The following is a 17,028-nucleotide window of genomic DNA, read 5'->3' as shown; positions in this document are numbered from 1 at the left end:
GGCCGCGCCGTGTTTCGAGTGCGTCAGGCGGGCTGGGGCTCGCGGTGGCGCGCATGCGCGGCGGCGGCCGGTGCCGTTTCGGCAGGCTGCGTCGCGCCCGCCTCGTAGCCGGAAGACAGCACGTTGAGCAGCCCGTCCGACAGCGAGAAGATCCAGCCATGCACCAGCGGCGCCGGCTGGCTGTCGCGTACCACCGGGTGCTCGCGCAGCAGGCGCACCTGCTCCAGCACGTTCAGCTCGGCCAGGCGATTCGCGGCGGTATCGGCGGGCAGTTCGTCCAACGTGGCGCGATGCCGGCTGGCCAGCGCGCAGAGCGGCGCGATACGCCTTGCCACATGCGGCAGGTCGGCCGGCGGCGGCAGCAGCGAGGCGCGCACGCCGCCGCAGCCGTAATGCCCGCAAACGATTACGTGATCGACCTTGAGAACGCGCACCGCGTATTCCAGCACGCTGACGCTGTTGTCGTCGTTCGGGTGGAACAGGTTCGCGATATTGCGGTGGACGAACAGCTCGCCCGGCGCGCTGTGCGTGATGGCCTCGGCCGGCACGCGGCTGTCCGAGCAGCCCAGCCACAACACGCGCGGATTCTGGCCTTGCGACAGCGCCTCGAAGAAGCCGGGCGCGCGTTCGGCGGTTTCCCGCGCCCAGGCGACGTTGGCGGCGAGCAGGGTTTTGGCGCGATTCATGAGGAATCCTTCATAAATGAACGAGATCGCGAACGGCGCCGGAGCAGCCGTATCGGCAATGCTTTCTAGATTGAAAGCTTGTTGGGGATATTAGGGGTTTGCCTCGATACGTGGAGGCCTTGAAACATTCTGTTTCAAATTCGAGATGGGTGAATTGGTTTTGCACCATTTCGGAAATCGAATTGCCGGATTCCGGTGCATTCGATCACCTGAAAAGTGACGCCCCTATTGAATTGTGACGATACAGACCGGTTCGGTGACGAAATGATTCGAAGCTTATTTTCGCAATTCTTTCGGCTGGAAAATCAATTCGTGATGCCTGGATGACAAAAAGGCCATTCCGCTTATCAGCTGGAATGGCCTGGGTAAATCCTGTCGGAATTGACAGTAATTCGATTATCAGAATGCGACGCGGCGATCGGGGTCGTGCAGCGGGTCCGGCGTCTTCTGCGTGAGGCGCAGGATGCCCTGGTCGTCGAAGTAGAAGCTGTAGAGCATGTACCAGACGTTGTCCTCGAGATAACGATAGGTCCAGACCTCGCGCTTCATCAGCGGGAAGTAGGCGGTTTCCTCGGGGCGGCCGAAATTGACCAGCACGTCGGACTTCTTCCACTTGCCGATCTCGGCGCGATAGAACTCGAGCGGCTGCAGGACCTGGCGCACGTTGCGGACCTTGCCGGCCGCGTCGATATCGGCGGCGGTGGTGGTTTCGCCCATCGGCTGGGTCGGCCACATCAGGCGCTTGCCGCCGTCGGGCAGGTCGTAGATTTCCTTCGGCGGCCCGAGCCGGGCGACCAGCGCCGACTGGTCCTCGCCCGCCTGGAAGCGCTGCCACGGTTGCGCGCAACCGGCCAGCAGCGTGGCCGCGATGGCTAGCAGTACGGGAAGTCGTCGAAACATGCTGGTCTCCGTCGGATGCGATGCCGCTGTTGTATCACGACGCGCAGCCGTGTGCTCGCGCGGCGGCGCGCATTTCTCGAGGCCGCTTCGGATCGCGCATCGCCGGTGCGGCGCGGCCCGGGCGGGCGGCGAACGGCAGGCGAACGGCAGGCGGCGGCTCCGGTATGATCCGCTTCCCGATCGATGACAGGAAGCATGCCGATGTCCGGATGGAAACGCCTAGCCGCCGCCTGCGCGGCGCTTTCGCTGATGGCTGCCGCCGCGCCGGCCGGTGCTGCCGCGCAGGCGGCCGAGCCGGTGCGCATCGCGCTGGTGGAGGGCATGTCCGGGCCGTTCGCCAACGCCGGCGCCGCCGTCGAGCGCAACCTGCGCTTCGGCATCGAGCGCGTCAACGCGCGCGGCGGCGTGATGCTCGCCGACGGCGCGCATCCGCTGGAGCTGGTGGTGCTCGACAGCAAGGGCGGCGTCGAGGATGCGCTGCAGCAACTGCGCGTGGCGGCCGACCGGCATATCGGCTTCATCGCGCAGGGCAACGGTTCGGCGGTCGCGGCGGCGCTGGTCACCGCGATCGATCGCCAGAACGCGCGCCGCCCCGATGCGCGCATGCTGTTCCTCAATTACTCCGCCGACGATCCGGCGCTGACCGGCGCGCAGTGCAGCTTCTGGCATTTCCGCTTCGATGCCCATGCCGGGATGCGGATGGCCGCGCTCACCCAGGTGCTGGCGCAGGACCGCGGCGTGAAGCGCGTCTACCTGCTGAACCAGGACTACAGCTTCGGCCACGACGTGAGCACGCTGGCGCGCGAGGAACTGAAGACGCGCCGGCCCGACGTGGCGATCGTCGGCGACGAATTCCACCCGATCGGCCGCGTCAAGGATTTCACGCCCTATATCGCCAAGATCCGCGCCAGCGGCGCCGATGCGGTGATCACCGGCAACTGGGGCAACGACCTGAGCCTGCTGGTGAAGGCCGCGCGCGAGCAGGGGCTCGACGCCAGGTTCTACACCTTCTACGGCAACAGCCTCGGCGCGCCGGCCGCGCTCGGCGAGGCCGGCGTCAAGCACGTGATCGCCGTGGCCGACTGGCACCCGAACGCGGGCGGCGCGGCCTCCGATGCCTTCTACCGGGAATTCCGGACCCGTTTCCCCGCCGCCCAGGACGATTACCCGGTGCGGCGCATGAGCGAGATAGTGGAGATGCTGGCGGCGGCGATCACGCGGGCGCGCTCGGCGGACCCGGCCGCGGTGGCCAGGGCGCTGGAAGGCGCGAGCTACGACGACGGCTTCCACCCGATCCGGATGCGTGCGTCCGATCACCAGGCGATCCAGCCCCTTTACGTGATGGAAATGGATCGGCTCGGCACGCCGGGCGTGCGTGTCGACAACGAAGGGTCGGGTTACGGTTTCCGGACCGTGCTGGCCTTGCCGGCCGCGAGCACCGAGCCGCCGTCGACCTGCCGGATGACGCGCCCCTGAGGCCCTGCCGGGGCAGGCGCGGGGGAGGGGCTGGCCGGGCGCGGGACTTGTGCTACAATGCCGGCCGGTTGTCAATCACGACAGCCTTCACGGCACGGCCATTCTTCCGTGTCCGCCTGTTAGCTAGAAAGGAAATCACATGTCGGTTGCAGATATCAAGAAGTCGGATGTTGTTGCTCAGTTCGCGCGTGGCGCCAACGATACGGGTTCGCCCGAAGTCCAGGTCGCGCTGCTGACCGCGCGTATCGTCGAACTGACGGGTCACTTCAAGACCCACGCGAAGGATCACCACAGCCGCCGCGGCCTGCTGCGCATGGTGAGCCGCCGCCGCAAGCTGCTCGACTACCTGAAGGGCAAGGATGCCGACCGCTATCGCGCGCTGATCGAGAAGCTGGGTCTGCGTAAGTAAGCGGGCGACGTTCGCCTCCCGCCAATGCCTGTGTCAGTCCGCTGATACAGGCATTTTGTTTTTCAGCGGTACGCAAGGTCTCGCCGTTGCCCGTACCGCGGGCGCCAGGTCCGAAGTCGCGGACCGCCGCCCAACGGCCTGTGCGCCGGGTGGAGCTTTGTGTCATTCCAGCGCGGCGGCTCGCCTGCGCCAGCCACGCCCTGGAATGGCATAAAAAACACACCTCCTTCCCGTCACGCCAGGTCGCACCGTCGTCGCGCGGTGTTTCTCGCGCGGCGCATGCCATCCATGAACAAAACAAGGAGCGACCATGTCTCTGTTCAATAAAGTCGTGAAGGAATTCCAGTGGGGCCAGCACAAGGTCCGTCTCGAGACGGGTGAGATCGCCCGCCAGGCGAGCGGCGCCGTGATCGTCGACGTCGAGGACACCGTGGTGCTGGCCACCGTGGTGGGCGCCAAGACCGCGAAGCCGGGCCAGGACTTCTTCCCGCTGACCGTCGACTACCTCGAGAAGACCTACTCGGCCGGCAAGATCCCCGGCGGCTTCTTCCGCCGCGAAGGCCGTCCGTCCGAGCACGAGACGCTGACCTCGCGCCTGATCGACCGTCCGCTGCGCCCGCTGTTCCCGGAAGGCTTCTACAACGAAGTCCAGGTCGTGATCCACGTGCTGTCGATCAACCCGGAAGTGCCGGCCGACATCCCCGCCCTGATCGGCGCCTCGGCAGCGCTGGCCGTCTCCGGCCTGCCGTTCAACGGCCCGGTCGGCGCCGCGCGCGTGGCCTACATCGACAGCCAGTACGTGCTGAACCCGACGCGCGAGCAGATCAAGGCATCGAGCCTCGACCTGGTGGTCGCCGGTACGGAGCGCGCGGTGCTGATGGTCGAGTCGGAAGCGCAGCAACTGCCGGAAGACGTGATGCTCGGCGCCGTGGTGTTCGGCCACGAGCAGATGCAGGTCGCGATCGACGCGATCCACGAGCTGGTGCGCGAAGGCGGCAAGCCCGAGTGGGACTGGCAGCCGGCGCCGAAGGACGAGGCGCTGATCGCCAGCATCACGGCCGCTGCCCAGGAGCCGCTGCTGGCCGCCTACCAGATCCGCGACAAGCAGGCTCGCTCGACCAAGCTGAAGGAAGTCTACGCCGCCACCTCGGCCAAGCTGGAAGCCGATGCGGCTGCCGCCGGCACGACCCCGGCCGACAAGGCCACGGTCGGCAACGTGCTGTTCGACATCGAGGCGAAGATCGTCCGCTCGCAGATCCTGAACGGCGAGCCGCGCATCGACGGCCGTGACACGCGCACGGTCCGCCCGATCGAGATCCGCAGCGGCGTGCTGCCGCGCACCCACGGCTCGGCGCTGTTCACGCGCGGCGAGACGCAGGCGCTGGTGGTGGCCACGCTCGGCACCAAGGGCGACGAGCAGATCATCGACGCGCTCGAAGGCGAGTACCGCGAGCGCTTCATGCTCCACTACAATATGCCCCCGTTCGCGACCGGCGAAACCGGCCGCGTCGGCTCGCCCAAGCGCCGCGAAGTCGGCCACGGCCGCCTGGCCAAGCGCGCGCTGGTCGCGTGCCTGCCGAGCGCCGAGGAATTCGGCTACTCGATCCGCGTCGTCTCGGAAATCACCGAGTCGAACGGTTCCTCGTCGATGGCCTCGGTGTGCGGCGGCTGCCTCGCGCTGATGGACGCCGGCGTGCCGATGAAGGCACACGTCGCCGGTATCGCGATGGGCCTGATCCTCGAAGGCAACAAGTTCGCGGTGCTGACCGACATCCTCGGCGACGAGGACCACCTCGGCGACATGGACTTCAAGGTCGCGGGTACCGAAGCCGGCGTGACGGCCCTGCAGATGGACATCAAGATCCAGGGCATCACCAAGGAAATCATGCAGGTCGCGCTGGAGCAGGCCAAGGAAGGCCGTCTGCATATCCTCGGCAAGATGAAGGGCGCCGTCTCGGGTGCGAACACCCAGCTGTCCGAGTTCGCGCCGCGCATGATCACCATCAAGATCAATCCGGAGAAGATCCGCGACGTGATCGGCAAGGGCGGTTCGGTGATCCGCGCGCTGACGGAAGAAACCGGCACCACCATCGACATCTCCGACGACGGCGTGGTGACCATCGCCAGCACCAGCAGCGAAGGCATGGCCGAGGCCAAGAAGCGCATCGAGCAGATCACCGCCGAGATCGAAGTCGGCCAGGTCTACGAAGGCGCGGTGCTCAAGCTGCTCGACTTCGGCGCGATCGTGAACCTGCTGCCGGGCAAGGATGGCCTGCTGCACATCTCGGAAATCGTCAACGAGCGTGTCAAGGACATCAACGACTACCTGAAGGAAGGCCAGGTCGTGAAGGTCAAGGTGATCCAGGTCGACGAGAAGGGCCGTGTGCGCCTGTCGGCCAAGGCCCTGCTGAACGAAGCCGCCCAATCGGGCGACGCGCCGCAGCAGTAAGCGGAAAGAAAGCGGCCGGCCGCGTCAGCGCGCCGGCCGTTTTTCCTGCAGGATGGACGGGCCTGCGTCGTGAATCGGCGCAGGCCCGTCCCTATCTTGGAGCGACGCAAATGAAAGCGATCGAAATCACCGAGTTCGGCGCGCCCGACGTGCTCAAGCTCGTCGAGCGGCCCCGGCCCGATCCGAAGCGCGGCGAAGTGCTCATCAAGGTGGCCGCGTTCGGCATCAATCGACCGGACGTGTTCCAGCGCAAGGGGGCCTATGCGCCGCCTGCGGGCGCGTCGGACCTGCCCGGGCTGGAGGTGGCGGGCGAGATCGTCGGCGGTGAATTCGACGATGGCGTCGCGAATCCGTTCGGCTTGAAGCTCGGCGATCGCGTATGCGCCTTGCTCGCGGGCGGCGGTTATGCCGAGTATGCGACGGTGCCCCTCGCGCAGTGCCTGCCGGTCCCGGCGGGCCTGAGCGAGGTCGAGGCGGCCTCGCTGCCCGAGACCTTCTTCACAGTCTGGAGCAATGTATTCGATCGCGGCGGGCTCGGTCGTGGCGAGGGCGGCGAGCAGGAAACGCTGCTGGTGCAGGGCGGCTCCAGCGGGATCGGCGTGACGGCGATCCAGATCGCGCACGCGCTCGGTTTTCGCGTGTTCGCGACCGCCGGCACCGACGAGAAATGCCGCGCCTGCGAGGCGCTCGGCGCGGAACGGGCGATCAATTACCGGAACGAGGATTTCGTCGATGTCGTGAAGTCGCTGACCAACGACCGCGGCGTGGACGTGATCCTCGACATGGTGGCCGGCCCCTATGTGCCGCGCGAGCTGAGCGCGCTGGCCGACGGCGGCCGGCTGGTGGTGATCGCGCTGCTCGGCGGCGCCAAGGCGGAGGTCAGCCTCGGCGAGATCCTGCGCCGGCGGCTCACCATCACGGGCTCGACGCTGCGCCCGCGTCCGGTCGAGTTCAAGGCCCGGATCGCCGCGCAACTTAAGGAAACCGTCTGGCCGCTGATCGAGGCCGGCACGGTGCGCCCGGTGATCCACTGCGTGCTGCCGGCGGCCGAGGCCGCCCAGGCCCATGCGCTGATGGAGAGCAGCGAGCATGTCGGCAAGATCGTGCTCGAATGGGGCGCGAGCGCTTGACATTCGCGGTTTGACCGGTTCTTGCGCGCCGAAGTAAAATCGCCGGTTTGCTGCGCCCGTGGGGGCCGTCCTCGTTCTCGAGATGGCGGACGCCAGGCGATGCGGCCTTGATGAGATTCATCAGTTCGGATTCAGTTCGAGATACGAGAGACGATGTCCACACAACGAGTGAAGCGGGTAGTCGGTAACTGGAAGATGCACGGCCGTCTCGACGGCAATCGCGCGCTGCTCAACGAAGTGCTCGAGGGCGCGAAGGACGTGCAGGCCGGTGTCGAGATCGGGGTGTGCGTGCCGTTCCCGTATCTGGCCCAGGTGGGCGAGCTGCTGCAGGGCAGCCGCGTGACGGCGGGGTCGCAGGACGTGTCGGCCCATGAGCAGGGCGCCTACACGGGTGAGGTCGCGGCGGCGATGATCGTCGAGTTCGGCGCGAAGTACGCGCTGGTCGGCCATTCGGAGCGTCGCACCTACCACGGCGAATCGAGCGACCTGGTCGCCGTGAAGGCGCAGCGCGCGCTGGCGGCCGGCCTGACGCCGATCGTCTGCGTCGGCGAGACCCTGGCCGAGCGCGAGTCGAATGCGACCGAGCAGGTGGTCGGCGCGCAGCTCGACGCGGTGCTCGCGCTGCTGTCGGCCGAGGAGGCGGCGCGCATCGTGGTGGCCTACGAGCCGGTCTGGGCGATCGGCACGGGCAAGAGCGCGAGTTCGGAGCAGGCACAGCAGGTGCACGCCTTCCTGCGTTCGCGGTTGGCCGCCAAGGGTGTCGAGCAGGTGTCGGTGCTGTACGGCGGCAGCGTGAAGCCGGACAATGCGGCCGAACTGTTCGGCCAGCCGGACATCGACGGCGGCCTGATCGGCGGCGCGTCGCTCAAGAGCAATGATTTCCTGGCGATCTGCCGCGCGGCGAAGTAAGCGCGCGGCCGGCGCCGTCGGTTTGTGAATCCGGGGCCGCGCGAGAGGCGCGCAGCGTCCCACAATTCGGGTGAATGAGATGTCCTTTCTGAAAGTTTTGATTATCGTGGTGCAGATCCTGTCTGCGCTCGGCGTGATCGGCCTGGTGCTGCTCCAGCACGGCAAGGGTGCCGACATGGGCGCGGCCTTCGGCAGCGGCGCATCGGGCAGCCTGTTCGGCGCCACCGGCTCGGCGAACTTCCTGTCGCGTACCACCGCGGTTCTCGCAACAATATTTTTCATCGCCACGCTGGCGCTGACCTATCTCGGTTCCTACAAGTCGGCACCGTCGATCGGCCTGCTCGGCGCGGCCACGGCGCCGGCATCGGCCGCAGCGGGCTCGCAGGCTGCTGCCGCATCGGCGCCTTCGGCATCCGTGCCCGCCGCCGCCTCGGCCGCGTCGAGTTCGGGCCAGGACGTCCCGAAATAAAAATTCAAGAAAGCGCTCGATACTAGTTGATCAGCTAGAAGAAAACGGGTTAGAATTTAATTCTTGAAGCGATTCGCGGGAATCAGCAGTTCTTCCCGAGTTGCCGTAGTGCCGACGTGGTGAAATTGGTAGACACGCTATCTTGAGGGGGTAGTGGCGAAAGCTGTGCGAGTTCGAGTCTCGCCGTCGGCACCAAGATTCCGCAATGCCAGCCAGCTTCCAAGCGGCTGGCATTTTTCATTTCAGGCTCCGATTTGCGTTGTCCCCGGATAGCGTGCAGTCCGAAATGACCCTTTGTCCGGAAGGTGATATGCTCCGGAACGATCAGAACTAACCGATAGAGGATTGCCTTGAACCTCGCTGCCTATTACCCCGTCTTGCTGTTCCTCATCGTGGGCGTTGGTTTGGGAGTGGCATTGGTCGGCATTGGCAAGGTCCTCGGTCCCAACAAGCCCAACAGCGAAAAGAACTCACCGTACGAGTGCGGTTTCGAGGCCTTCGAGGACGCGCGCATGAAGTTCGACGTGCGCTACTACCTCGTCGCCATCCTGTTCATCATCTTCGATCTCGAAACCGCTTTCCTGTTTCCATGGGGTGTCGCCTTCCGCGACATCGGCTGGCCCGGCTTCATGGCCATGATGATCTTCCTGCTCGAATTCCTGTTCGGCTTCGCCTACATCTGGAGAAAGGGCGGCCTGGACTGGGAGTAACGGGCGGATTTGTCACCGGTTTGCGTGAGGCGGCCACTCTCCGCCGCCTGTCAGGAGTGGAAAGCAATGAGTATCGAAGGGGTCTTGAAGGAAGGGTTTGTCACCACCACGGCTGACAAACTGATCAACTGGACGCGCACCGGCTCGCTGTGGCCGATGACGTTCGGTCTCGCATGCTGCGCGGTCGAGATGATGCACGCGGGCGCGGCCCGCTACGATCTCGACCGGTTCGGCGTGGTGTTCCGTCCGAGTCCGCGCCAGTCCGACGTGATGATCGTCGCCGGCACGCTCTGCAACAAGATGGCACCGGCGCTGCGCCGCGTCTACGAGCAGATGGCCGAGCCGCGCTGGGTGATCTCGATGGGGTCGTGCGCCAATGGCGGCGGCTACTATCACTATTCCTATTCCGTCGTGCGCGGCTGCGATCGTATCGTGCCCGTCGACGTCTACGTGCCAGGGTGTCCGCCGACTGCCGAGGCGCTCGTCTATGGCGTGATCCAGCTGCAAGCGAAGATCCGCCGGACCAGCACCATCGCCCGTCAATAAAGTCCCGAGCACCCACAATATGGCAAGCAAAATCGAGACCCTGAAAGCCAACCTCGAGGCCGCGCTCGGCGAGCGCGTGGTCAGCCTGACCGAAGCGATCGGCGAGCTGACCCTGGTCGTGCGTGCGCGCGACTATGTCGAGGTGGCCACCCAGTTGCGCGACGACCGCAAGCTCGGCTTCGAACAGCTGATCGACCTCTGCGGCGTCGACTATCAAACCTACGGCGACGGCGCCTACGACGGTCCCCGCTTCGCGGCGGTGCTGCAACTGCTGTCGATCACCAACAACTGGCGCCTGCGCCTGCGTGTGTTCGCACCCGACGACGACCTGCCGATCCTGGCCTCGATGGTCGAGGTCTGGAGTTCGGCGGACTGGTACGAGCGCGAGGCCTTTGACCTGTTCGGCATCGTCTTCGAGGGCCACCCGGACCTGCGCCGCATCCTCACCGACTACGGCTTCATCGGGCATCCGTTCCGCAAGGACTTCCCGCTCTCGGGCTACGTCGAAATGCGTTACGACCCGGAGGAAAAGCGCGTCGTCTACCAGCCGGTGACGATCGAGCCCCGAGAAATCACGCCGCGCGTGATCCGCGAGGATCGCTACGGCGGCCTGAAACATTGAGAGGGCGGCATGGCTGACATCAAGAACTACACGCTCAACTTCGGTCCCCAGCACCCGGCCGCGCACGGTGTGCTGCGCCTCGTGCTCGAGCTCGACGGCGAGGTGATCCAGCGCGCCGATCCGCACATCGGCCTGCTGCACCGGGCCACCGAGAAGCTCGCCGAGAACAAGACCTTCATCCAGTCGGTGCCCTACATGGACCGCCTCGACTACGTGTCGATGATGGTCAACGAGCACGGCTACGTGCTCGCGATCGAGAAACTGCTCGGTATCGAGGTACCGGAGCGCGCCAAGTACATCCGCGTCCTGTTCGACGAAATCACCCGCGTGCTGAACCACCTGATGTGGATCGGCTCGCACGGCCTCGACGTCGGCGCGATGGCGGTGTTCCTCTACGCGTTCCGCGAGCGCGAGGACCTGATGGACGTCTACGAGGCGGTGTCGGGCGCGCGCATGCACGCGGCCTACTATCGTCCGGGCGGCGTCTACCGGGATCTGCCTGACGTCATGCCGCAATACAAGGCGTCGAAGATCCGCAATGCCAAGGCCCTCGAGAAGATGAACGAGGCCCGCCAGGGCTCGGTGCTCGATTTCATCGACGATTTCTTCACGCGTTTCCCGAAATGCGTGGACGAATACGAAACCCTGCTGACCGACAACCGGATCTGGAAACAGCGCCTGGTCGGGATCGGCGTGGTGAGCCCGGAGCGCGCGCTGCAGCTCGGCTTGACGGGCGCGATGCTGCGCGGCTCCGGCATCGAGTGGGACCTGCGCAAGAAGCAGCCCTACGAGGTCTACGACAGGCTCGACTTCGACATCCCGGTCGGCGTGAACGGCGATTGCTACGACCGTTACCTGGTTCGGGTCGAGGAAATGCGCCAGTCCTGCCGCATCGCGAAACAGTGTATTGAGTGGCTGCGGAAGAATCCGGGGCCGGTGATGACCGACAATCACAAGGTTGCGCCGCCCAAACGTGTCGACATGAAGTCGAACATGGAGGACCTGATTCACCATTTCAAGTTGTTCACCGAAGGTTTTCATGTGCCGGAAGGCGAAGCCTACGCAGCGGTTGAACATCCGAAGGGTGAATTCGGCATCTACCTCGTGTCCGACGGCGCGAACAAGCCGTACCGGCTCAAGATTCGCGCGCCCGGTTACGCGCATCTCTCCGCGCTCAACGAAATGGCGCGCGGCCACATGATTGCCGACGCGGTCACGATCATCGGTACGCAGGACATCGTGTTCGGCGAAATCGACCGTTGATCGTCACGCCGTCCGCGTCGAGCGGGCGGCGAGCAGTAAGGCTTCGCGTTGCGCACCGTGCTGGTGCGTATTCGCGGGCAGTCAATAGTGAGCGCCAGGTCTGCCGTCCCGCATCCCCGCGGCAGGTTGTTCGTTCGGTAGGAATTGAAAGAGTCGTGTCTGAAAATGATCTCAGCTGAAGGCCTGAAAGAAATCGATCGCGTGATTGCGAAATATCCCGCCGATCAGAAACAGTCCGCCGTGATGTCGGCCCTGGCCGTCGCTCAGGACGAGCACGGCTGGCTGTCGCCCGAACTGATGCAGTTCGTCGCGGATTATCTCGGCATGCCGGCCGTCGCCGTGCAGGAGGTCGCGACGTTCTACACGATGTACGAACTGAAGCCGGTCGGGAAGCACAAGCTCACGCTCTGCACGAATCTCCCGTGCCAGCTCGGGCCGCATGGCGGCGCCGAGGCCACGGCCGACTATCTGAAGCAGAAGCTCGGTATCGATTTCGGCGAGACCACGCCCGACGGCAGGTTCTCGCTGAAGGAAGGCGAATGTTTCGGCGCCTGCGGCGACGCGCCGGTGCTGCTGCTCAACAATCACAAGATGTGCAGCTTCATGAGCCGAGAGAAGATCGACCAGCTTCTTGAGGAGCTTTCGAAATGACGTCCCTCCACGATCGTCACATCAAACCGCTGATCCTCGCCAACCTGAACGGCGAGAACTGGCGTCTCGAAGACTACGTCGCGCGCGGTGGCTACAAGCAACTGCGCCGCATCATCGAAGAAAAGATCCCCCCCGAGCAGGTGATTGCCGACGTCAAGGCTTCGGGCCTGCGCGGCCGCGGCGGCGCGGGTTTCCCGACCGGCCTGAAGTGGAGCTTCATGCCGCGCCAGTTCCCGGGCCAGAAGTACCTGGTCTGCAACTCGGACGAGGGCGAGCCGGGCACCTTCAAGGATCGCGACATCCTGCGCTGGAACCCGCACTCGGTGATCGAGGGCATGGCGATCGGCGCCTATGCGATGGGCATCACCGCCGGCTACAACTACATCCACGGTGAAATCTTCGAGGTCTATCGACGCTTCGAGGAAGCCCTGGAAGAGGCGCGCGCAGCCGGTTATCTCGGCAACAACATCCTCGGTTCGGAATTCTCGTTCCAGCTGCATGCGCACCATGGTTACGGTGCCTATGTGTGCGGCGAGGAAACCGCGCTGCTCGAATCGCTCGAGGGCAAGAAGGGGCAGCCGCGCTTCAAGCCGCCGTTCCCGGCGAGCTTCGGCGTGTACGGCAAGCCGACCACCATCAACAACGCGGAAACCTTCGCGGCGGTGCCGTTCCTGCTGACGGTCGGCCCCCAGGCCTACCTCGAGATCGGCAAGCCGAACAACGGCGGCACCAAGATCTATTCGGTGTCGGGCGACGTCGAGCGTCCCGGCAACTACGAGGTGCCGCTGGGCACGCCGTTCGCGGCGCTGCTCGAGCTGGCCGGCGGGATGCGCGGCGGTCGCAAGCTGAAGGCGGTGATCCCCGGCGGTTCGTCGGCGCCGGTGATCCCCGGCGAGATGATGATGCAGACCGACATGGACTACGACTCGATCGCGAAGGCGGGATCGATGCTCGGTTCGGGCGCGGTGATCGTGATGGACGAGACGCGCTGCATGGTGCGCTCGCTGATGCGCCTGTCGTACTTCTACCATGAGGAATCGTGCGGCCAGTGCACGCCGTGCCGCGAAGGCACGGGCTGGCTCTATCGCGTGGTGAAGCGCATCGAGAACGGCGAGGGCCGCGTCGAGGACCTGGACCTGCTGAACTCGGTGGCCGAGAACATCATGGGCCGCACCATCTGCGCGCTCGGCGACGCGGCGGCCATGCCGGTGCGCGGCATGCTGAAGCACTACTGGGACGAGTTCGCGTATCACGTCGAGCACAAGCATTGCATGGTCGGCGAGCATTCGCACGGCAGCGTCGCCGCGGCGGCCTGAAGCGAAACCCGATTGCGGAACATCAGCGCCCCGACGGGCGAGAGCGCGAGCGAGCGCTAAAGGCTAAGGACCATACATCATCATGGTTGAACTTGAGATAGACGGGAAGACGGTCGAGGTGCCCGAAGGCAGCATGGTGATCCAGGCTGCACACAAGGCAGACAAGTATATTCCCCACTTCTGCTACCACAAAAAGCTGTCGGTTGCGGCGAACTGCCGCATGTGTCTTGTTGACGTCGAGAAGATGCCGAAGGCCGTGCCGGCCTGCGCGACCCCGGTGTCGGCCGGGATGATCGTGCGCACGCACTCGGAAAAGGCGGTCAAGGCGCAGCAGGCCGTGATGGAATTCCTGCTGATCAACCACCCGCTCGATTGTCCGATCTGCGACCAGGGCGGTGAGTGCCAGCTGCAGGATCTGGCGGTCGGCTACGGCAAGTCGGCCTCGCGCTATCGCGAGGAAAAGCGCGTGGTGTTCCACAAGAACGTCGGCCCGCTGATCTCGATGGAAGAGATGTCGCGCTGCATCCACTGCACGCGCTGCGTGCGCTTCGGCGAGGAAGTGGCCGGGGTGATGGAGTTTGGCATGCTGGGCCGCGGCGAGCACTCGGAAATCACCACCTTCGTCGGCAAGACTGTCGATTCCGAGCTGTCCGGCAACATGATCGATCTGTGCCCGGTCGGTGCGCTGACGAGCAAGCCGTTCCGCTTCAGCGCCCGCACCTGGGAGCTGTCGCGCCGCAAGTCGGTCAGCCCGCACGATTCGGTGGGCGCGAACCTGGTGGTGCAGGTCAAGAACAACCGCGTGATGCGCGTGCTGCCGCTCGAGAACGAAGCCGTCAACGAGTGCTGGATCTCCGACAAGGATCGTTTCTCCTACGAAGGCCTCAATAGCGAGGATCGCCTGACCAAGCCGATGCTGAAGCAGGGCGGCGAGTGGATCGAGACCGATTGGCAGACCGCGCTCGAATACGTCGCGAAGGGCCTCAAGGGCATCGCGGCCGATCACGGCGCCAATGCGCTGGCCGCGCTCGCGAGCCCGCACAGCACGGTCGAGGAACTGTTCCTGGTCAAGCAACTGGCCCACGAGCTGAAGGTGCCGAACGTCGACTTCCGCCTGCGCCAGACCGATTTCTCGGCGCCGATGTCGGGTGCGCCGTGGCTGGGCATGCCGATCGCCGAATTGACCAATGTCGATACCGCCTTCGTGGTCGGCTCGACGCTGCGCCGCGATCACCCGCTGTTCGCCGCGCGCCTGCGCCAGGCCGCCAAGGCCGGCGCTCAAATCCACCTGCTGCATGCCACGGGCGACGACGCCCTGATCCCGAGCGCGAAGCGCATCGTCGCCGCGCCGTCGGCTTGGCTCGACACGCTGGCCGGCATCGCCGCCGCGGTCGCCCAGGCGAGCGGCGCCGAGCTGCCGGCATCGCTGGCAGGCGTCGAGGCCTCGGCCGAGGCGCAGCGCCTGGCCAAGGCGCTTGCCACCGGCGAACGCCGCGTGGTGCTGCTCGGCAACGGCGTGGTCCAGCATCCTCAGTTCGCGCAGATTCATGCCGTCGCGCAGTGGATCGCCGAACACAGCGGTGCCACGCTCGGTTTCCTGACCGAAGCGGCCAACACGGTCGGCGCGCACCTGGTCGGCGCGCTGCCGGGCGAGGGCGGCCTGAACGCGCGGGAAGCGTTCGCGCAGCCGCGCAAGGGCTACCTGCTGCTCAACGTCGAACCCGAGTTCGACACGGCCGATCCGATCGCCGCGCGCGCCGCGCTCGAGCAGGCCGAGATGGTGGTGGTGATGTCGCCGTTCAAGATCGGTGCCGAGTACGCCGACGTGCTGCTGCCGATCGCGCCCTTCACCGAGACGGCCGGCACCTACGTCAACGCGGAAGGCCGTGCCCAGTCGTTCAACGGCGTGGTGCGCCCGCTCGGCGATACGCGCCCGGGCTGGAAGGTGCTGCGCGTGCTGGGCAGCCTGCTGGGCCTGCCGAACTTCGAATACGAAACCTCGGACGAAGTGCGGCTCGCCGCGCTCGGCGACGGCGACCGAGCCTCGCGCCTGTCGAATGCCGCGGCCGCGCAGCCGGCCCGCGCGACCCAGGCGGCATCGGCCAACGGCGGTTTCGAGCGCCTGGCCGACGTGCCGATCTATCACGCCGATCCGCTCTCGCGCCGTGCCGGCGCGCTGCACCTGACGGTGGCGGCCAAGGCTGCGCATTCGGCGGGCCTGCCGGCCGCGCTGTTCGACCGCCTCGGCCTGAGCAACGGCGATGCGGTGCGCATCAGCCAGGGCGGCCGCTCGGTGCAGTTGCCGGCGGTGCGTGACGCGAACCTGGCCGAAACGGTGGTCCGCGTGTCGGCTGCCACGCCCGCCGGTGCGGCACTCGGCGGCCTGTCCGGTGAACTCGTGGTGGAGAAGGCGTAAATGAGCTTGTTCGATACGATCAATTCGGGTGGTACCGAGCTGCTCGGCGCGGCATGGCCGACCGTCTGGGCGCTGGTGCGGATCCTGGTGGTCTGCGTGGTGATCCTGCTCAGCGTCGCCTACCTGATTCTCTGGGAACGCAAGCTGATCGGCTGGATGCACGTGCGTCTCGGCCCGAACCGGGTCGGCCCCGGCGGCCTGCTGCAGCCGATCGCCGACGTGCTCAAGCTGCTGCTCAAGGAAGTGATCCAGCCGAGCGCGGCCAGCCGCTGGCTCTACCTGATCGCGCCGGTCATGACGGTGGTGCCGGCCTTCGCGATCTGGGCGGTGATTCCGTTCCAGGCCGGCGCGGTGCTCGCCAACATCAACGCCGGCCTGCTCTACGCGATGGCGATTTCCTCGATCGGCGTCTACGCGGTGATCCTGGCCGGCTGGGCCTCCAACTCGAAGTACGCGTTCCTCGGCGCGATGCGCGCGGCCGCGCAGATGGTGTCCTACGAAATCTCGATGGGCTTCGCCCTGGTGCTGGTGTTGATGACGGCCGGCAGCCTGAATTTCTCGGACATCGTGGTCTCGCAGCAGCACGGCTACTTCGCGCATCACGGCATCAACTTCATGTCCTGGAACTGGCTGCCGCTGCTGCCGGTGTTCGTCATCTACTTCATCTCGGGCATCGCGGAAACGAACCGCCACCCGTTCGACGTGGTGGAAGGCGAATCGGAAATCGTGGCCGGTCACATGATCGATTACTCGGGGATGGGCTTCGCGCTGTTCTTCCTCGCCGAGTACATCAACATGATCGTGATCTCGGCGCTGGCGGCGACGCTGTTCCTCGGCGGCTGGGACGCGCCGTTCAGCTTCCTGCACTTCATCCCGGGCGTGGTCTGGCTGGTGCTGAAGATCTTCATGCTGCTGTCGGTCTTCATCTGGGTGCGCGCCACGTTCCCGCGTTTCCGTTACGACCAGATCATGCGCCTGGGCTGGAAGATCTTCCTGCCGATCTGCGTGATCTGGGTGGTCGTGGTCGGCTTCTGGATGATGTCGCCGCTGAATATCTGGAATTGAGAGGGCGGATC

The 17,028-nt window shown here is 65.5% G+C and carries 16 protein-coding genes and 1 tRNA gene; 15 read left to right on the top strand and 2 right to left on the bottom strand.

Translation table 11 applies throughout. The features are described from left to right. Positions 1-23: 23 nt before the first annotated feature. Positions 24-686 (bottom strand): carbonic anhydrase, encoded by a 663-nt coding sequence (locus tag F3J18_RS14130; protein ID WP_025096471.1) that lies wholly within the window; start codon positions 684-686, stop codon positions 24-26. A gap of 399 nt (positions 687-1,085) precedes the next feature. Continuing rightward, complete coding sequence (locus F3J18_RS14125) at positions 1,086-1,586, bottom strand: hypothetical protein (RefSeq protein ID WP_025096470.1); 501 nt, start codon at positions 1,584-1,586, stop codon at positions 1,086-1,088. Positions 1,587-1,787: 201 nt separating this feature from the next. On the opposite strand from F3J18_RS14125, the gene F3J18_RS14120 reads away from it, so the two are divergent. The 15 genes from F3J18_RS14120 (at position 1,788) to nuoH (ending at position 17,017) form a co-directional block, all read left to right on the top strand. Further along, positions 1,788-3,062: a branched-chain amino acid ABC transporter substrate-binding protein gene (locus F3J18_RS14120; RefSeq protein ID WP_166913150.1), complete on the top strand. Its 1,275-nt coding sequence runs from the start codon at positions 1,788-1,790 to the stop codon at positions 3,060-3,062. A 139-nt stretch (positions 3,063-3,201) separates the two neighbouring features. Further along, positions 3,202-3,471, top strand: a complete 270-nt coding sequence (rpsO, locus tag F3J18_RS14115; protein ID WP_013698871.1) for a 30S ribosomal protein S15 — start codon at positions 3,202-3,204, stop codon at positions 3,469-3,471. 310 nt (positions 3,472-3,781) lie between these two features. Then, a complete protein-coding gene (gene pnp / locus F3J18_RS14110; protein ID WP_013698870.1) occupies positions 3,782-5,920 on the top strand; it encodes a polyribonucleotide nucleotidyltransferase in 2,139 nt (712 codons plus the stop codon). A 110-nt stretch (positions 5,921-6,030) separates the two neighbouring features. Further along, entirely contained in the window at positions 6,031-7,050 is a 1,020-nt protein-coding gene (locus F3J18_RS14105) for an NAD(P)H-quinone oxidoreductase (RefSeq protein ID WP_166913149.1), read from the top strand. 153 nt (positions 7,051-7,203) lie between these two features. Continuing rightward, positions 7,204-7,959 (top strand): triose-phosphate isomerase, encoded by a 756-nt coding sequence (tpiA, locus tag F3J18_RS14100; RefSeq protein ID WP_025096467.1) that lies wholly within the window; start codon positions 7,204-7,206, stop codon positions 7,957-7,959. Between the two features lie 79 nt (positions 7,960-8,038). Next, on the top strand, positions 8,039-8,428 hold the full coding sequence (secG, locus tag F3J18_RS14095; protein WP_017918089.1) for a preprotein translocase subunit SecG: 390 nt from the start codon (positions 8,039-8,041) through the stop codon (positions 8,426-8,428). Positions 8,429-8,538: 110 nt separating this feature from the next. Next, positions 8,539-8,623 (top strand) — tRNA-Leu (locus tag F3J18_RS14090). 155 nt (positions 8,624-8,778) lie between these two features. Continuing rightward, positions 8,779-9,138 carry an NADH-quinone oxidoreductase subunit A gene (locus F3J18_RS14085; RefSeq protein WP_013698866.1) on the top strand — a complete coding sequence of 120 codons (360 nt, stop codon included), beginning with the start codon at positions 8,779-8,781 and terminating at the stop codon, positions 9,136-9,138. A 66-nt stretch (positions 9,139-9,204) separates the two neighbouring features. Beyond that, entirely contained in the window at positions 9,205-9,684 is a 480-nt protein-coding gene (locus F3J18_RS14080) for an NADH-quinone oxidoreductase subunit B (RefSeq protein ID WP_013698865.1), read from the top strand. Between the two features lie 19 nt (positions 9,685-9,703). Further along, positions 9,704-10,306 carry an NADH-quinone oxidoreductase subunit C gene (locus F3J18_RS14075; protein ID WP_025096466.1) on the top strand — a complete coding sequence of 201 codons (603 nt, stop codon included), beginning with the start codon at positions 9,704-9,706 and terminating at the stop codon, positions 10,304-10,306. 9 nt (positions 10,307-10,315) lie between these two features. Beyond that, positions 10,316-11,569: an NADH-quinone oxidoreductase subunit D gene (locus F3J18_RS14070; RefSeq protein ID WP_013698863.1), complete on the top strand. Its 1,254-nt coding sequence runs from the start codon at positions 10,316-10,318 to the stop codon at positions 11,567-11,569. Positions 11,570-11,734: 165 nt separating this feature from the next. Next, positions 11,735-12,220 (top strand): NADH-quinone oxidoreductase subunit NuoE, encoded by a 486-nt coding sequence (gene nuoE, locus F3J18_RS14065; protein ID WP_013698862.1) that lies wholly within the window; start codon positions 11,735-11,737, stop codon positions 12,218-12,220. Then, positions 12,217-13,536 (top strand): NADH-quinone oxidoreductase subunit NuoF, encoded by a 1,320-nt coding sequence (nuoF, locus tag F3J18_RS14060; protein ID WP_013698861.1) that lies wholly within the window; start codon positions 12,217-12,219, stop codon positions 13,534-13,536. The genes nuoE and nuoF overlap by 4 nt, the downstream gene beginning before the upstream one ends. A gap of 82 nt (positions 13,537-13,618) precedes the next feature. Next, positions 13,619-15,952: an NADH-quinone oxidoreductase subunit NuoG gene (nuoG, locus tag F3J18_RS14055; RefSeq protein WP_166913148.1), complete on the top strand. Its 2,334-nt coding sequence runs from the start codon at positions 13,619-13,621 to the stop codon at positions 15,950-15,952. Beyond that, positions 15,953-17,017: an NADH-quinone oxidoreductase subunit NuoH gene (gene nuoH / locus F3J18_RS14050; protein ID WP_025096464.1), complete on the top strand. Its 1,065-nt coding sequence runs from the start codon at positions 15,953-15,955 to the stop codon at positions 17,015-17,017. It begins immediately after the preceding gene. The last annotated feature ends 11 nt before the right edge of the window (positions 17,018-17,028 follow it).

Origin of the sequence: Burkholderia sp. Ax-1720 (assembly GCF_011753035.1) — a bacterium.
GTDB lineage: Bacteria > Pseudomonadota > Gammaproteobacteria > Burkholderiales > Burkholderiaceae > Burkholderia > Burkholderia gladioli.
This window is presented reverse-complemented; position numbering and strand designations above follow the sequence as displayed.

Excerpts from the sequence above, each read along its gene's own strand:
- F3J18_RS14130 (WP_025096471.1), bottom strand. The coding sequence starts at position 686 with ATGAATCGCGCCAAAACCCTGCTCGCCGCCAACGTCGCCTGGGCGCGG.
- F3J18_RS14125 (WP_025096470.1), bottom strand. The coding sequence starts at position 1,586 with ATGTTTCGACGACTTCCCGTACTGCTAGCCATCGCGGCCACGCTGCTG.
- F3J18_RS14120 (WP_166913150.1), top strand. The coding sequence starts at position 1,788 with ATGTCCGGATGGAAACGCCTAGCCGCCGCCTGCGCGGCGCTTTCGCTG.
- rpsO (WP_013698871.1), top strand. The coding sequence starts at position 3,202 with ATGTCGGTTGCAGATATCAAGAAGTCGGATGTTGTTGCTCAGTTCGCG.
- pnp (WP_013698870.1), top strand. The coding sequence starts at position 3,782 with ATGTCTCTGTTCAATAAAGTCGTGAAGGAATTCCAGTGGGGCCAGCAC.
- F3J18_RS14105 (WP_166913149.1), top strand. The coding sequence starts at position 6,031 with ATGAAAGCGATCGAAATCACCGAGTTCGGCGCGCCCGACGTGCTCAAG.
- tpiA (WP_025096467.1), top strand. The coding sequence starts at position 7,204 with ATGTCCACACAACGAGTGAAGCGGGTAGTCGGTAACTGGAAGATGCAC.
- secG (WP_017918089.1), top strand. The coding sequence starts at position 8,039 with ATGTCCTTTCTGAAAGTTTTGATTATCGTGGTGCAGATCCTGTCTGCG.
- F3J18_RS14080 (WP_013698865.1), top strand. The coding sequence starts at position 9,205 with ATGAGTATCGAAGGGGTCTTGAAGGAAGGGTTTGTCACCACCACGGCT.
- F3J18_RS14075 (WP_025096466.1), top strand. The coding sequence starts at position 9,704 with ATGGCAAGCAAAATCGAGACCCTGAAAGCCAACCTCGAGGCCGCGCTC.
- F3J18_RS14070 (WP_013698863.1), top strand. The coding sequence starts at position 10,316 with ATGGCTGACATCAAGAACTACACGCTCAACTTCGGTCCCCAGCACCCG.
- nuoE (WP_013698862.1), top strand. The coding sequence starts at position 11,735 with ATGATCTCAGCTGAAGGCCTGAAAGAAATCGATCGCGTGATTGCGAAA.
- nuoF (WP_013698861.1), top strand. The coding sequence starts at position 12,217 with ATGACGTCCCTCCACGATCGTCACATCAAACCGCTGATCCTCGCCAAC.
- nuoG (WP_166913148.1), top strand. The coding sequence starts at position 13,619 with ATGGTTGAACTTGAGATAGACGGGAAGACGGTCGAGGTGCCCGAAGGC.
- nuoH (WP_025096464.1), top strand. The coding sequence starts at position 15,953 with ATGAGCTTGTTCGATACGATCAATTCGGGTGGTACCGAGCTGCTCGGC.